Below are 14,053 nucleotides of genomic sequence, written 5' to 3'. Positions count from 1 at the left end.
CGGACCCGCTCCGGGCCGCCCCCGCCACGTCAGATGACGCCGAAGACGAACCCGCCCGCGGATTCGGTGTCGTCGCCGAACAGGTACTGGCGGGCCGAGAGGACGAACTCCTCGCGGCTGATGAACCCGTCGCCGTCGGTGTCCAGGGCCTTGAACCGGTCCCACGCGACGTCGACCGCCGCGCCCAGGACCTCCGCGTACTCGACGTACTCGCCTTCGCTGACGGTGCCGTCGTCGTCGGCGTCGAGGAGGTCGAAGGCCGCCTCGGCCACGCCCTCCGTCACGTTGGAGCTGCTCCGGTCCTCCGAGGCGGCGTGCATCGCGGCGACGAACGCGTCCCGGTCCAGGCGGTCGCCGTCGCCCGCGTGCCCGACCAGACCCCGCCACAGCCCCAGGTAGGCGGCGCGGATCTCCTGGACCCGCGCGTCGTCCGCGTCCAGGGAGTACCCCTTGGTGTACCGGTCGACCAGGCGTTGGTAGTCGTCCCAGGTGAGGGTCCTGTCGTTGTCGGTGTCCAGCGTGTCGAAGAGCGTGCCGAAGCGCTCGGCGATCGCGGCGGAGGGAGCGGAGTCCACGGGCGGTCCTCTCGTCGTGGGGCGGGGCTGTCCCGCCCGCTGCACCCTTCGAGTCTCCCGTGTCCCGAACGGTTCCCGGGACGGACGCGGCGTCCCGGCCACGGGTTTCGCCCCGACCGCGTCCCCACGTGGTCGGCGCGCGTCCTAGGCTCGGATCGGACGAGGACGTCGAGGAAGGAACGGCACGGACATGGACGTACGCGGGTACATCGAGGCGCATCGGGACGAGTTCCTCTCCTCCCTCAAGGAGTGGCTGGCCATCCCGTCGATCTCCGCCGACCCCGCCCGCGCCGACGACGTGCGCGCCTCCGCCCGCTGGCTCGCCGGCCACCTCACCGCGACAGGCTTCCCGACCGTCCAGGTGTGGGAGACCCCCGGCCTGCCCGCCGTCTTCGCCGAGTGGCCCGCCGCCGATCCCGACGCCCCCACCGTGCTCGTCTACGGACACCACGACGTCCAGCCCGTCGACCCCGTCGAGGAGTGGGACACCGACCCCTTCACCCCCACCGAGCGCGGCGGCTCCCTCGTCGCGCGCGGCGCCTCCGACGACAAGGGCCAGGTCCTGTTCCACGCCCTGGGCGTGCGCGCGGCCCTGGCCGCCTCCGGCGCGGACGCCCCGCCCGTCACCCTCAAGCTGCTGGTGGAGGGCGAGGAGGAGTCCGGCTCGGTGCACTTCGCCGAGCTGCTGCGCGCCAACCGCGAGCGCCTGGCGTGCGACGTCGCCGTCATCTCCGACACCACCATGTGGGCGGCCGACACCCCCTCCATGTGCGTGGGGATGCGCGGCGTCACCGACGTCGAGATCGCCCTGTACGGCCCCTCCCGCGACCTGCACAGCGGGTCCTTCGGCGGCGCCGTGCCCAACCCGCTCAAGGCCATGAGCGACCTGTTGTCCGGCCTGCACGACGACGACGGCCGGGTCGCCGTCCCCGGCTTCCACGACGGCGTCGTCGAGGCCGCCGACGAGGAGCGCGCCCTCATCGCCCAGCTGCCCTTCGACGAGAAGGAGTGGCTGGAGACCGCCGCCTCCACCGCCACCTGGGGCGAGGCCGGGTACAGCACCCTGGAGCGGATCTGGCTGCGCCCGACCGCCGAGATCAACGGCATGTGGGGCGGGCACACCGGTGCGGGCGGCAAGACCGTCGTCCCCCGCTCCGCGCACGCCAAGGTCAGCTTCCGCCTCGTTCCCGGACAGGAGCCCGCCCACGTCCAGGAGTGCGTCCGGGCGTTCGTCGGGGCCCGCGTCCCCGAGGGGCTGCGCGCCGAGCTGGAGTTCGGCGGCCCCGGCGTACGCGCGTGCGCCTCGGACCTGGCCTCGCCCGAGCTGCGCGCCGCCCGGACCGCCATGGAGCGCGCCTTCGGCACCCGGGTGCTCTACACCCGCGAGGGCGGCAGCGGCCCGGAGGCCGACATCGCCGACATCCTGGGCGCGCCCCTGGTGTTCGTCGCCGTCGGCCTCGACGAGGACCGCATCCACGCGCCCAACGAGAAGGTCGAGGTCCCGCTCCTGCTCAAGGGCGCCGAGAGCGCCGCCTACCTGTGGGAGGAGCTCGCCGCCGCCCGCCGTTCCTGACCGGGACCGCCGCCGCGGGGCATGGGGCGCCGCCCCGACGTGTTACCTGTAGAGCGAGGGCCGTGCCCCCACGGCCGCCCAAGCCGTCACCGGAAGGACCCATGGACGCCGACACCACCCCCTCACTGTCCCGATCCACCGTCGACCCCGCGGGCCACCGGCGCGCGGACGCCGCGTGGCTGGAGAGCGCGTGGGCGGCCTCCGACACACGGGTGCTCGTCCTGGAGGGCGGAGACCCCGGCAGCTACGGGTGGCAGGCGATCATGAACAAGCAGTCGCGCGCGCTCGTCACCACCGGCCGGGCGCCCGGACTCGTGCTCACCGGTCCGGACAAGGCGCCCGAGGGCGAGCGGTACCTGCTGGGCGTCCAGGACGGCACGGCCTACTTCGCGGTCCGCTCCCTCCAGGACCTCGCCGCCACGCCGACCGCCGAACCGGCGTCGCTGCGCGAGGTCGGCGCCCTGCTCGACGACCGCGACGCCGGTCTGCTGACCCGGGCGGTCGCGCTGGCCAACTGGAACGCCTCGCACGGTTTCTGTCCGCGCTGCGGGTCGCGCACGACCATGGCCGCCGCCGGACACGTGCGCGTCTGCGAGGAGGAGGGCACCGAGCAGTTCCCCCGGATGGACCCGGCCGTGATCATGCTGGTGCACCGCGAGCGCGACGGTCGCGAGGAGGCACTGCTGGGCAACAACCCCAAGTGGGGTCCTCAGCGGTTCTCCGTCCTGGCGGGCTTCGTCGACGCGGGCGAGTCCCTCGAACAGGCGGTGGTGCGCGAGGTGGCGGAGGAGGCCGGGATCGTCGTGGAGGCCCCGCGCTACCTGTCGTCCCAGCCGTGGCCGTTCCCGCGCAGCCTCATGGTGGGGTACACGGCGCGGGCGGTCGGGGAGACGCAGCGCACCGACGACGAGATCGCCGAGACCCGCTGGTTCACGCGCGAGCGGCTCTTCGCGGAGGTGGACTCCGGGGCGGTGACACTGCCCGGACACGCCTCGATCGCGCGCACCCTCATCGAGCACTGGTACGGAGGCGTCCTGCCCGGCGAGTGGTGACTTTCCGTCCGCGGCGGCGCGGCACTAGCATCCTTGCGCCGGGTCCAGCACGTCCCGCACAAGGGTGCGGGCGCTGACCGTCGTCGATGGAGGTGCGCATGGGGGAGAGCGAGGACGAGCGGAGGCTCGCCAGAGCGCTTGAGGAGGCGGCCCGGCAGCCGACACGGGAGGCGCGGGAGGCGGCGCGTGAGCGTGCGGTGCGCAACCACGCGCGCAGGGGCGTCGTCCAGATCGGCGCCTTCATGGGGCTGTTCGGCATCCCGTTCGTGCTGGTCGCCATGGAGGGCGCGGGGCTGGTGCCGCAGGCCCTCACGGTCCAGCCGATGGCGGCCGTCGGCGGGATCGCCGCCGTCCTCGGAGGCGTCTTCGCGTGGATCTACGGAGCCAGGCAGTTCTTCCGGGTCAGCGACCGGATCATCGACCGCCGCCGGAACCGCCGCGGGCCGAGCGGGTCCACGGCCCCCCGCACGGCCCCGCCCGCTCCTGGGCCCCGCAGGAGTGCCGACAGCGCCGAGACCGTCGCGAAGGCCGGTCCCGCGCACGCCGAGACCGCGGCCAACTCCGGTCTGGAGGCGCTCAGGTCCGCGCCGGACACTCCGCGGGCGGGCGTGCCCGGGAACGCTCCGGGGCGGGACGAGGCCAGTACCCCCGTACACCCGCGAGCCCGCAGGGTCGACCTCACCAAACGGCCCGCCCGGCGCGGCGCCTGACGCGACCCGAGGACGGCCGCCAGCGGATCCGCCGGACCGACCGCGCGTTCGCACGAGAGAGTGAGGCCCCGCACGACCGCCCCCCGGGATCGGTCGTGCGGGGCCCGTCCGTCGAAGTCCGGCCTCGCGTTCCCTCGCCGCCGCCGGCGGCCTCAGTTCGCGCTGGTCGAGGTGTTCAGCTCGTCCGGAAGCGCGGTCAGCGGGCTCGTGCTGCTCTCCACCACGTCCCGCGCCAGGTCGGCGACCTTGCGTCCCCGCGACCGCGCCGACGACCGTAGCCGCTCGAACGCCTCTCTGGGCAGCAGCGTGTGCCGTTCCGCCAGAACCCCTATCGCCTGCTCGACCGTGACACGCGAGTGCAGGGCGTGCTCCAGCTGCGCGACCGTGTGGCGCAGCCGTTCCACCTCGCTCGCGTCGTCGGGCGCACGCCCCGGCGACTGCGCGCGCGGCTTCGGCACACCGGCCTCGTCCGACAGCAGGTCCGCCAGCACCATGGCGCTCACCAGGTCGGGCATCTCCTGTGTGCCCTCGACCCGCCACCCCGTCGGGGTACGGCGCACCACGCCGACGTCCAACGTGTCGGCGACCGCGATGTCATGAGGCCTCATGTCGTCCCCCAACTCAACACTCCCCGTCTTCGTCCAACCAGTGGTTGGCCGTGCCGGTCGCCGGACGGTGTGCGGGCACTCCGGGGCCGGGCCCCGAGGGAGGAGTCGCCGCGGTGCGGACCGCGTCCCCGAAGGGCGCGCGGCCCGCGCACCGACCTACGCCAACTCGGTCAGCTTCCTCTTCACCTGAGCGAGCGACGGGTTGGTCATCGCCGCACCGTCGCTGAAGACCAACGTGGGAACGGTCTGGTTCCCGCCGTTGACCCGCATCACGATCTGCGCGGACTCCGGGTGCTCCTCGATGTTCACCTCACGCCCGGTGATCCCCTCGCGGGCGAGCTGGCTCTTCAACCGCTTGCAGTACCCGCACCACGGGGTGGTGTACATCGTGAACAGTTCGGTGCCCGTCTTCGTCATGTCGCTCACGTCTGCTACTTCCTGTCAGGCGCTCGGTGGGATCGGTCGATCCTCCAGATCTCAACACCGCGGGGCGCGAGCCGCTTCCCCCGACCGCCGGACACACGGTGGGACGCCTCACAGGCCGGACTGGTTCCGGATTGTGTCGCGACGCTCCGGACGTGCTCGGTGCCGATCCGCTCCCGATGACGGCCGATACTTGAGACACTGTGCCCCGAGCACCGCTCAGCCTCCCCAACCACACGCAGGAGCACCATGGATCCCGACCGCGTCCTGGAGGGACTGGACCCGGAGCAGACCCAGGCGGCACGTGCCCTGCGCGGGCCCGTGTGCATCCTGGCGGGAGCCGGGACGGGCAAGACCCGCGCCATCACCCATCGGATCGCGCACGCGGTCGCCAGCGGGGTCGTCGACGAGCAGCAGGTCCTCGCCGTCACCTTCACCGTGCGCGCCGCCGGGGAGATGCGCGGCCGCCTGCGCGGCCTGGGCGCCCCCCGCGTGCAGGCCCGCACCTTCCACGCGGCGGCCATGCGCCAGCTGTCGTACTTCTGGCCCCAGGTGATCGGCGGCTCGCTGCCCACCCTCGTCGAGAGCAAGATCAAGGCGGTCGCGCGCGCGGCCCACTCGGTCGGCCTCCAGACGGAGGGCGCCACCGGTCTGCGGGACCTGGCCAGCGAGATCGAGTGGGCCAAGGTCACGCAGGTCCGCCCCACCGACTACGCCAAGGCGGTCGCCAAGGCGGGCCGCCAGCCCCCGGTCCCCGCGGGCGAGGTCGCGCGGGTCTTCGAGGCCTACGAGGAGCTGCGCCGCGAGCACAACCTCCTCGACTTCGAGTCCATGCTCGAACTCACCGCGGGCATGATCACCGAGTACCCCGCGATCGCCCAGCGGGTCCGCGACCAGTACCGGTATTTCGTCGTCGACGAGTTCCAGGACGTCAACCCGCTCCAGAAACTGCTGCTCGACGCCTGGCTCGGCGACCGCGACGACCTCTGCGTGGTCGGCGACCCCAGCCAGACCATCTACTCCTTCGCGGGAGCCACCCCCGCCTACCTCACCGGGTTCGGCACGCGCTACCCGCACGCCACGGTCGTCGAACTCGTCCGCGACTACCGCTCCACCCCCCAGGTCGTGCGCGTGGCCAACCACGTCATCGGGCAGGCCCGCGGGGCCACCGGCCACCTCACCCTCCAGGCGCAGCGGCCCGACGGCCCCGACCCGATCTACCAGGAGTACGACGACGAGCCCGCCGAGGCCACCGGCGTCGCGCGCAAGATCGGCCTCCTCGTCGAGCAGGGCACCCCGGCCAGCGAGATCGCCGTCCTGGTGCGCACCAACTCCCAGTCGGCGGCCTACGAGCAGGCGCTGACCGACGAGGGCGTGCCGTTCACCGTGCGCGGCACCACACGGTTCTTCGAGCGCCCCGAGATCAAACAGGCCGTGCACACCCTGCGCGGCGCCCGCCACGGCGCCGCCGGGGAGGACGACGAGCCGCTCGTGCACACCGTCCGCCAGCTGCTCGGGCCGCTCGGCCTGACCGACCGGGCCCCCGAGGGCCGCCAGGCCCGCGAACGGTGGGAGTCGCTGACGGCGCTGGCCCAGCTCGCCGAGGACATGGCCGCCACGCCCGGCCCGGGCGGACGGGCCGTCACCATGGCGCACTTCGTCGAGGAGCTCGACGCGCGCATGGCCACCGAGCACGCCCCCGGCTTCGAGGGGGTGACCATCGCCTCCCTGCACTCGGCCAAGGGTCTGGAGTGGGACGCGGTGTTCCTGGTCGGACTCACCGAGGGCATGATGCCGATCATCTACGCCGAGACCGACGAGCAGGTCGAGGAGGAGCGCCGCCTGTTCTACGTCGGGGTGACCCGCGCGCGCAGCGATCTGTCGATGTCGTGGGCGCTGGCCCGCTCTCCCGGCGGCCGGCGCACCCGCAAGCCCTCCCGGTTCCTCGACGGCCTGCGTCCCGCCTCCGCGTCCACCTCCACCCGCCGGAGCGAGCGCCGCAAGGGCGGTCCGGTGCGGTGCCGGGTGTGCGGCGTGACCCTCGCCGACGCGGCCGAACGCAAGCTCGGCCGCTGTCTGGGCTGCCCTTCCAGCTACGATGAGGCGCTGTTGGAGCGGCTGCGCGAGTGGCGTCGGGCCACCGCGCGGGAGCAGAAGGTGCCCGCGTACGTCGTCTTCACGGACGCCACCCTCCAGGCCGTCGCCGAACAGGAGCCGTCGAGCGTGACGCAGCTGTCCGCCGTGTCCGGCGTCGGCCAGGTCAAACTCGACCGCTACGGTGAGGCCGTACTCGCGCTGGTCGCCGGAGCCGACCCCGCTGACCTGCTGGAGGAGTCCGTCCCGGACGCCGCGGAGGCGGACGGCGCCGACGGCGCGGACGCATAGGGCGAAGGACGGGGAGGAACCGACCGATGGGTGAGGGCGCGGACGCCGACCGCAGAGAGCAGTCGCTGGCGGATCTGCTGCAGGTGCTCGACCTGGAGCGGATCGAGGACGACATCTTCCGGGGGAGCAGCCCGGAGGAGGGGCCGCAGCGCGTCTTCGGCGGTCTGGTCGCGGGCCAGGCTCTGGTGGCGGCCGGGCGGACCGTGCCCGACGAGCGCCACGTGCATTCCCTGCACGCGTACTTCATCCGTCCGGGCGACCCCCGGGTCCCGATCGTCTACGAGGTCGACCGGGTCCGCGACGGGCGGTCGTTCACCACCCGCCGGGTGGTCGCGGTCCAGCACGGGAAGGCGATCTTCACGCTGTCGGCGTCCTTCCACAAGGACGAGCCGGGACTCGACCACCAGATCCCGATGCCGGACGTCCCGCCGCCCGAGGACCTGCCGACGACGCGTGAGCGGCTCCAGGAGGCGTTCGGGAAGGTGCCCGGATTCGTGCGGTGGCACCCGATCGAGCTGCGCCCGGTGGGGCCGCTGTCGTTCGAGGCCGAGCGGAACCCGCAGCTGCGCACGGCGTCCAACCCGGTCTGGCTCAAGGTCGACGGCAAACTGCCCGACGACCGCCTGAGCCAGGTGTGCCTGATGACGTACGCGTCGGACATGACGCTGCTGGACACCGTGCTGCTGCGGCACGGGCGCTCGTTCGCGGGGATCTCGATGGCCAGCCTCGACCACGCGATGTGGTTCCACCGGCCGTTCCGGGCCGACGAGTGGCTGCTCTACGCCCAGGAGGCGCCGACCGCGCAGGGCGCGCGGGGGCTGGCGCGCGGTCTGGTCTACACGCGCGACGGCCAGCTGGTGTGCTCAGTGGTCCAGGAGGGCCTGATCCGCGTCGTCGACGCGGAGGGCTGGGTCTGACCCGTCCCGGTCCGGTCGGGCGCGCCGCGGCTAGGACTTCGGGATGCGCACGCTCACGGTGAAGGGCCGCTCCACCCGGAGCCCCGCGCCGGGCGGAAGGGTCGAGCTGAGACCGAGCTCGGCGGCGAAGGCGCACCCGGCGCTGTTGAGCAGGACGAAGGCGTCGGTTCCGTTGAACACCGCCCTGGTGCTCTCGGGCAGGTCGACGCACCGCTCGACGTCGCCGTCGTGGAGGTGGAGGACGAGGCTCGCCTCGTCCGTGATGAGGATCAGGCGCCCCGTCGCGGCGTCGGCGGGGGCCGCGGTGGCCAGGGTGAGCGCTGCCGCGGCGGCGAGGCTGCCGAGGGCGGTGGCGGGTCGACGCATGTCTGCTCCTCGCGGAAGGTGTTCGGGTGTCGGCGGAACCGGCCTCCGGCTCCGCCCCCAGGCCTCAACGGCGGGGGCGGAGCGGCGGCTACCAGACGATGAGGCTCTTCGCGTCCCTGGACAGGTCCTCCTCCTCGCCGGGGCGCACGACGTCGATGATGTGCGGGTGGAAGGCGCAGGGCTTGCTGGACACGAGGACGCGCCGGTCCGTCTCGTTCTCGACCTCTTTGGAGTTCTCGGGGAGGAGGATGCAGCCGACCGGGTCCTTGTACTCGATCTCGGCCTCGGCCTTGCCCTCGCCGTTGTTCTCGACCTCGGCCAGGACCTCGACCTCGATCGTTCCGCGGGCCGGCCGCGGGTGGGACGACCTCTCCGGGTCGTAGGCGGCGGCGGGTACGGCCGCGGCCAGGCTGAGCGCGGCCGTGGCGGTGAGCGTTCCGAGGACTGCGGCGGTGCGGCGCACGTCGACTCCCTGTGGTGTTCGAGTGGCGACTCTCAGTAATTACCCTGTGTGGAACACCTATCACCCGTCGTGGTGACGCGCACGCACCGGCACGAGGTCGGCGGCCCGGAGGCGTGCGCCCCAACACTCCCGCGGGCGCGGGCATTCCCTCGAACCCGTGGCCGGATGCGGACGTTTTCGCAGGTCAAAAATGGGTTGCTGTTTTTCGTGGCCACCCCATAGTCTGTACATCGTCGTCATGACCGCCACTGGCGCAGGTGAAAGACCCTGCCGCCCGATCGTGAGGGAGGTGCCCCATCTCATGAGCAACACCACGGTAAACACCGGCTTCGTCGCTGTCTTCGCCATGTCTTCGCGTCAGCGTCCGATCGTTGCCCAGGGCACCGCCTTGGCTGGTCACAACGACGTCGACGCCGTGATCGGCGAGTGCACCACCACCGGTAGCGCTGTCCCCGGCGGTCGCGAGAGCGGCCTCGGCGGCTTCCTCGGCATGGCTGGTCTCCAGGGGTCCCGTCCCCGCGGGATCCAGGCGGCCAAGGGCGATGCCCGTACCGGCAGCGGTGTCCTCGCTGAGCGTGAGCTGGCCCTGCCCTGGGGCGAGCCGCTGGCGAACCACGCCGAAACCACCCGGCGCCGCTATGGCGCAGTGGGTAAGTGTCCACGGAGGATTCCGGCCTAGAGCAGGACAGGCCGAGAGTTTCGACCGTGGCCGCGGACCCCACACAGGGGCCGCGGCCTTCTTTGTATCTCCGTAACCGGACTCCGTCCCCCAGGGGCGGTGGACGGGGACGGCCGCATCGCAAGTCCAGGTCCCTCACCGGACCCGTCCGGTGACAGCAAGCACCGACCGCGTTGTACGAAACGAACAAAGATCTTGGAGGGCACCGATGCTTGCGTCGGTCCTGCACACGCCCTGGATGGGTGAGACCGAAGTCCCCTGCCGCCTCCAGCCCGACCTGTTCTTCGCCGAGGCTCCCGCCGACGTCGAGGCGGCCAAGGCCGTGTGCGGCGCCTGCCCCGTCATGGCGCAGTGCCTGGCGGACGCGCTGGAGCGCAAGGAGCCGTGGGGAGTCTGGGGCGGGCAGCTGCTCGTCGCCGGTCAGGTCGTGGCGCGCAAGCGCCCGCGTGGCCGCCCCCGGAAGAACCCCGCTCCGGTCGCCGCCTGATCCGCACCCCCCGCAATCCCGAACACACACTTCGAAGGAACGAAACGATGATGCTGCTCCAGGAACTCATGCGCGTGGTCGAGGGCACGGACGTCGAACCCCGTGACCGCGAGAACCTCCGGCTCGGGGCGCGCCAGCTGCGCGCGCGCCAGCGCCAGGAGCGCCGTCTGGAAGAGGCGCTCATGGAAATCGCGTGGTCGAGGCTGTGTTGACGCACGCTTGACCGGTGGGAGGGCGACGGACGCCGAACCCTCCACCTGATCTCACACGCGCGGTGCGGGACCGGGCGGTGACCTCCGGACGGGGTCACTGCCCGGTCTCTTTTGTGTTGCGAAAAGATCATGGAAGCGTCGCGTCACGTGTCCGTGTGCTGCTTCCGGCAGCCGGAGCGCAGCCCTGGTCAGAGTGGAATCCGCCACACCATAGGGCTTTTCGTGCGCATCAGGTGACCCGGTCATCACGGATCCGGCAGACAAATCTCCGCAAGACACACCTGTGCTACGGGCCCGGCCTCGGCTACCGTAAAGTTCGTGCCCTCGAACACCAAAGTCGAGGTACGCCGCAGTCCTCGCCGCCGACGCACGGTGTCGGCCTACCGGGACGGGGACACCACGGTCGTCCTCGTGCCCGCGACGTTCTCCCGCGCTGAGGAAAAGCGCTGGGTGGGACGGATGCTGCAACGGCTGGAGGCCCGTGAGGGCCGACGGCACTCCAAAGACGCGGAGTTGCACGAACGCGCGCTGGAGTTGGCGCGCCAGTATCTCGGCGGGACCGAGCTGCCCGAGTCCGTGCGCTGGGTGGACAACCAGAACGCGCGCTGGGGTTCGTGCACCCCCGAGACCCGCACGATCAGGATTTCCCGGCGTCTGGTCGGCATGCCCTCGTGGGTCGTGGACTACGTGCTCATCCACGAACTCGCCCACCTGTTCCACGCGCACCACGGCCCCGAGTTCTGGGAGCTGGTCCGGCGTTATCCGAAGGCCGACCGCGCCCGGGGGTACCTGGAGGGGTTCAGCGCGGCGTCCCGCCTGGAACCGTGCGACCAGGGTGACGATGTCGAGGACGCCGACGAGGACCTCACCGAGGTCGCGGCCGAGGACTGACCGCGGCTCCGGCTCTCAGTCGGCCAGCCCTTTCTCCAGCTCGGCTCGGGCCTCGGCGAACGCGGAGACGACCTGTGCCTCGTTGCTCCGGTATTCGCTGAGTATCTCGTTCATGTGCCGGTTGAAGTTCGCTCTCGTCGCTTCCTGGAACTCCCGTGCGTACTGCTCGGAGCAAACGGTATCCGCGGTCGGAGCGCCGACGTCGGCGATCGTGTTCCGCACGACGGCTTCCGTGTGGGTCGGCAGGGACGGAAGCAGGATGATCTCCATGATCCGATTGAGTTCGAGGAGCTCGGCGTCGCTGACCTGGCCTGGGCTGTCGCACTCGCGTTCGTAGATGGAGTGGAGCGCCGAGATCTCCCGTTCGAGCTTGGGCGGCAGGTCGGCCCGGCATCCGCTGACGGACAGGGCGCAGGCCACGGCGACGGCCGGGGCGAGCAGTCGGATCCTCACGCGTTTCTCCCTCCGGGTGTGGCGGCTTCACACCCCGAAGTATCGCAGAAAGTAGTCACATGATCGCGTAAAGTGCTTGATCTGTTGCAGGAGTGGCGATCGGGTGGGCGGTCGCGCCGGAGCGGTCCGGCACGGCCTCGGATCCGTGGCGGCGGGCGTGGGGGTCAGGCGCGCCCGGCGAGGGTGACGAGGGCCCGCCACTCGTCCCTGGGGAAGGACAGGTGGCCCGCCTCGCGGTTCTGGGTGTCGCGAACGTCAGCGCCGGTCGGGCGCTCGCGCACCTCGACGCACTGCGCCCCCGAATGGCTGTAGCTGGACTTGTGCCAGTCGTTCACAGTAGGTCTCCTAGTGTCCGCGATGACTGCCGAGCGGGGAGGGCGCATTCCAGGGCGCGCTTCACCAAACCGTGCAGGCGGTCATACCCAGTGGAATCATCATGGAGCACGTTACCGGCAACGTGGTCGGACGAAGCAACCTTTTCGCCGTCGGCCAGATGGAACACGATGAAGGGACTCGTCACCCCCGTGAGCAGAGTCCCTTCCGGTACCAGGTTGACGCGTACCTTCCCGGTGGCGGTGAGCGACAGCAGGTGTGCCGCCTGTTCCCGTTTGACGGCGGCCGGAGTCCAACTCAGCGCGGTGACCGGAAAGATCGCGGTGATGGTGGGATTGTTCTTCGCCCGCAGATACTCGTAGCGCCCGCAGCGGTGCGCCACCAGCCGCTCGATCTCGCGGTCCGTCCCGGCCAAGCCCTCCTCGAAGACCATGCGCGCGTACTGCGGTGACTGCAATGGCCCTGGAACCATCAGCGCTGAGACCAACTCGATGGACTCGGCTCGTTCCTCCAGGCGTTCGATATCCCGCATCCACGGCGCGAGCGCCGTCCCACTGGTATCCAGCTCCCACACACGCATCAGGCGCCCCCGAAGCTGGAGCACGTCGTCCAGGCGTTGCACGGTGTCCCGACGCGGGGTGGACTTTCCGGATTCCCAACGGCAGATGCTGCTGGCCGCCGCTCCAACGCGCGACGCCAGTTGCCGCTGCGTCAGACCAGCGATTTCGCGTCCCTTTGTCAGGTTCGAGGGGAAGGCGTGTTCCGTCATGCTCCAACTTCTATCAATCCTGTTCCATCGCGCGCTATGTCGTTGGGGATAGATGACGCTTCCTCGCGCAACGAGAAATCGGAGTCGCAGCATGGGACTATGGACGATGTTATCCGGACCCTGAGTGAACTTCAGGGCGCATTCACGCGACGTGGGCTGAGTACCACCATGTCCGACAAATCACACTGGATCTCTGCCGAACCCATCCCCACCCTCACGTGCTGCCCCTACCTGGGGAACTGTGAGATCACCATGAGCGGGTTCGGCTGCTACACGTGGCTCGACGGTCGCGGTGTCCGCATGTACATGGACACCGAGTTCCCCGAGGCCGTGGTGAGCGAGGTGGTCACCACGCGGGCGGGCCTGCCGGGCGGCCCCGGCTGCCTCCCCACGCCCCCGTCGCGGCCGGTCCCGCCCGTTCCCCGGCCCAGGTTGCCCCCGCTTCCGCGTCGGACCCGAAAGCGCTGAATGCCGTTATTTCCGGCATATGCCATGGGGTGTCGTCGATATTTCGGGCATTCAGCGCTTATGCCTCGGCAATAGGTGCGGGATCCGAGAAAAAGCCGTACTCTCTTCGCGCACCACCAACGTCAAAGGCCCCGCGACGGTTAGACACCGCCCGGGGTCGTGGCCAGCAAGCAAGAATCTTTCAAGGAAAGGACTGCCAGCGTGCGCAAGTTTACCGCTGCCCTCATCGCCGTCGCCAGGGCCTACCTGTACGCCCTGTTCACCCCCGCTCGCGGACGCCACTCCGCCGCCGCGCGACGCCGCCGTTCCAGCCGGGTCCGTCCCTACGCACCGGTCCCCGAACAGGCCGTCGCCGCCCCCCGACCACGGGCGCGACCGAGCCGCCTCGCCGCTCCTGTTCCGCGCCCCGCTCCGGTCACGGAACAGGTCGTGGCCGACGACACCGCCCTGGTGCGTCCCTACTACGTGGCCCACGAGCGCGAACTCGCCCGCGTCCAGGCCCGCGCGACCGAACGCCTGCGCACCTGGAGCGCGCCGCACGCCCCCGCGAACCCGAAGGCCCCGGTCCCTCCGTCCGCGCCGCTGGTCGTCCCGGCCCCGCGCGTCCCCGCCGGTGATCTCCTGGGCACCCCCCAAGAGGACCGCGCGGACACGGCTGTCCCCACCCTCACCAGCTGATGCGACCACCC

General features: G+C 71.2%; 19 protein-coding genes. 11 read left to right on the top strand and 8 right to left on the bottom strand.

Features of this window, described 5'->3' with window-relative positions; genetic code table 11:
• Positions 1-29: 29 nt before the first annotated feature.
• Positions 30-575, bottom strand: coding sequence for an EF-hand domain-containing protein (locus ACIBFB_RS01740; RefSeq protein ID WP_397225041.1), 546 nt, complete (start codon positions 573-575; stop codon positions 30-32).
• A gap of 190 nt (positions 576-765) precedes the next feature.
• Here ACIBFB_RS01740 and ACIBFB_RS01735 point away from each other — a divergent pair, with 190 nt between their 5' ends.
• The 3 genes from ACIBFB_RS01735 (at position 766) to ACIBFB_RS01725 (ending at position 3,910) form a co-directional block, all read left to right on the top strand.
• A complete protein-coding gene (locus ACIBFB_RS01735) occupies positions 766-2,148 on the top strand; it encodes a dipeptidase (RefSeq protein ID WP_397225039.1) in 1,383 nt (460 codons plus the stop codon).
• Between the two features lie 101 nt (positions 2,149-2,249).
• Positions 2,250-3,200, top strand: a complete 951-nt coding sequence (gene nudC / locus ACIBFB_RS01730; RefSeq protein ID WP_397225037.1) for an NAD(+) diphosphatase — start codon at positions 2,250-2,252, stop codon at positions 3,198-3,200.
• Positions 3,201-3,298: 98 nt separating this feature from the next.
• Positions 3,299-3,910: a hypothetical protein gene (locus ACIBFB_RS01725; protein WP_397225035.1), complete on the top strand. Its 612-nt coding sequence runs from the start codon at positions 3,299-3,301 to the stop codon at positions 3,908-3,910.
• A 152-nt stretch (positions 3,911-4,062) separates the two neighbouring features.
• Here ACIBFB_RS01725 and ACIBFB_RS01720 read toward each other — a convergent pair whose 3' ends face one another.
• Both ACIBFB_RS01720 and ACIBFB_RS01715 read right to left on the bottom strand, forming a co-directional pair.
• Positions 4,063-4,518: an ANTAR domain-containing protein gene (locus ACIBFB_RS01720; protein ID WP_397225033.1), complete on the bottom strand. Its 456-nt coding sequence runs from the start codon at positions 4,516-4,518 to the stop codon at positions 4,063-4,065.
• A 156-nt stretch (positions 4,519-4,674) separates the two neighbouring features.
• A complete protein-coding gene (locus ACIBFB_RS01715; RefSeq protein ID WP_397225426.1) occupies positions 4,675-4,935 on the bottom strand; it encodes a mycoredoxin in 261 nt (86 codons plus the stop codon).
• Between the two features lie 255 nt (positions 4,936-5,190).
• On the opposite strand from ACIBFB_RS01715, the gene ACIBFB_RS01710 reads away from it, so the two are divergent.
• A complete protein-coding gene (locus ACIBFB_RS01710) occupies positions 5,191-7,326 on the top strand; it encodes an ATP-dependent DNA helicase UvrD2 (RefSeq protein WP_397225031.1) in 2,136 nt (711 codons plus the stop codon).
• A gap of 26 nt (positions 7,327-7,352) precedes the next feature.
• On the top strand, positions 7,353-8,243 hold the full coding sequence (gene tesB, locus ACIBFB_RS01705; RefSeq protein ID WP_397225029.1) for an acyl-CoA thioesterase II: 891 nt from the start codon (positions 7,353-7,355) through the stop codon (positions 8,241-8,243).
• 30 nt (positions 8,244-8,273) lie between these two features.
• Here the strand turns inward: tesB and ACIBFB_RS01700 are convergent, their stop codons facing one another.
• The gene (locus ACIBFB_RS01700; protein WP_397225027.1) at positions 8,274-8,609 is read right to left on the bottom strand and encodes a hypothetical protein; all 336 of its coding nucleotides are present in this window, start codon (positions 8,607-8,609) and stop codon (positions 8,274-8,276) included.
• A gap of 88 nt (positions 8,610-8,697) precedes the next feature.
• Positions 8,698-9,072 (bottom strand): hypothetical protein, encoded by a 375-nt coding sequence (locus tag ACIBFB_RS01695; RefSeq protein ID WP_397225025.1) that lies wholly within the window; start codon positions 9,070-9,072, stop codon positions 8,698-8,700.
• A gap of 301 nt (positions 9,073-9,373) precedes the next feature.
• On the opposite strand from ACIBFB_RS01695, the gene ACIBFB_RS01690 reads away from it, so the two are divergent.
• The 4 genes from ACIBFB_RS01690 (at position 9,374) to ACIBFB_RS01675 (ending at position 11,341) form a co-directional block, all read left to right on the top strand.
• Positions 9,374-9,751: a hypothetical protein gene (locus ACIBFB_RS01690; protein ID WP_397225023.1), complete on the top strand. Its 378-nt coding sequence runs from the start codon at positions 9,374-9,376 to the stop codon at positions 9,749-9,751.
• A gap of 208 nt (positions 9,752-9,959) precedes the next feature.
• Positions 9,960-10,238 carry a WhiB family transcriptional regulator gene (locus tag ACIBFB_RS01685; RefSeq protein ID WP_397225021.1) on the top strand — a complete coding sequence of 93 codons (279 nt, stop codon included), beginning with the start codon at positions 9,960-9,962 and terminating at the stop codon, positions 10,236-10,238.
• Between the two features lie 47 nt (positions 10,239-10,285).
• Complete coding sequence (locus ACIBFB_RS01680; protein ID WP_397225454.1) at positions 10,286-10,450, top strand: hypothetical protein; 165 nt, start codon at positions 10,286-10,288, stop codon at positions 10,448-10,450.
• A 318-nt stretch (positions 10,451-10,768) separates the two neighbouring features.
• The gene (locus ACIBFB_RS01675) at positions 10,769-11,341 is read left to right on the top strand and encodes a M48 family metallopeptidase (protein WP_397225019.1); all 573 of its coding nucleotides are present in this window, start codon (positions 10,769-10,771) and stop codon (positions 11,339-11,341) included.
• A gap of 15 nt (positions 11,342-11,356) precedes the next feature.
• Here the strand turns inward: ACIBFB_RS01675 and ACIBFB_RS01670 are convergent, their stop codons facing one another.
• The 3 genes from ACIBFB_RS01670 to ACIBFB_RS01660 all read right to left on the bottom strand — a co-directional run bounded on the left by ACIBFB_RS01670 (position 11,357) and on the right by ACIBFB_RS01660 (position 12,896).
• Entirely contained in the window at positions 11,357-11,794 is a 438-nt protein-coding gene (locus ACIBFB_RS01670; protein ID WP_397225017.1) for a hypothetical protein, read from the bottom strand.
• A gap of 164 nt (positions 11,795-11,958) precedes the next feature.
• Complete coding sequence (locus ACIBFB_RS01665) at positions 11,959-12,129, bottom strand: DUF397 domain-containing protein (protein WP_397225015.1); 171 nt, start codon at positions 12,127-12,129, stop codon at positions 11,959-11,961.
• Complete coding sequence (locus tag ACIBFB_RS01660; protein WP_397225013.1) at positions 12,126-12,896, bottom strand: Scr1 family TA system antitoxin-like transcriptional regulator; 771 nt, start codon at positions 12,894-12,896, stop codon at positions 12,126-12,128. The genes ACIBFB_RS01665 and ACIBFB_RS01660 overlap by 4 nt, the downstream gene beginning before the upstream one ends.
• A gap of 168 nt (positions 12,897-13,064) precedes the next feature.
• Between ACIBFB_RS01660 and ACIBFB_RS01655 the strand changes: the two genes are divergently transcribed.
• Together ACIBFB_RS01655 and ACIBFB_RS01650 are read left to right on the top strand one after the other, a co-directional pair.
• Positions 13,065-13,364 (top strand): hypothetical protein, encoded by a 300-nt coding sequence (locus ACIBFB_RS01655; RefSeq protein ID WP_397225011.1) that lies wholly within the window; start codon positions 13,065-13,067, stop codon positions 13,362-13,364.
• A 201-nt stretch (positions 13,365-13,565) separates the two neighbouring features.
• A complete protein-coding gene (locus ACIBFB_RS01650; protein ID WP_397225009.1) occupies positions 13,566-14,042 on the top strand; it encodes a hypothetical protein in 477 nt (158 codons plus the stop codon).
• Positions 14,043-14,053: the final 11 nt, after the last annotated feature.

The organism is Nocardiopsis sp. NPDC050513, from assembly GCF_044457925.1.
Lineage (GTDB): Bacteria > Actinomycetota > Actinomycetes > Streptosporangiales > Streptosporangiaceae > Nocardiopsis.
Note: the sequence above shows the minus strand (reverse complement) of the source record. Positions and strands in the feature narration are given on the sequence as shown.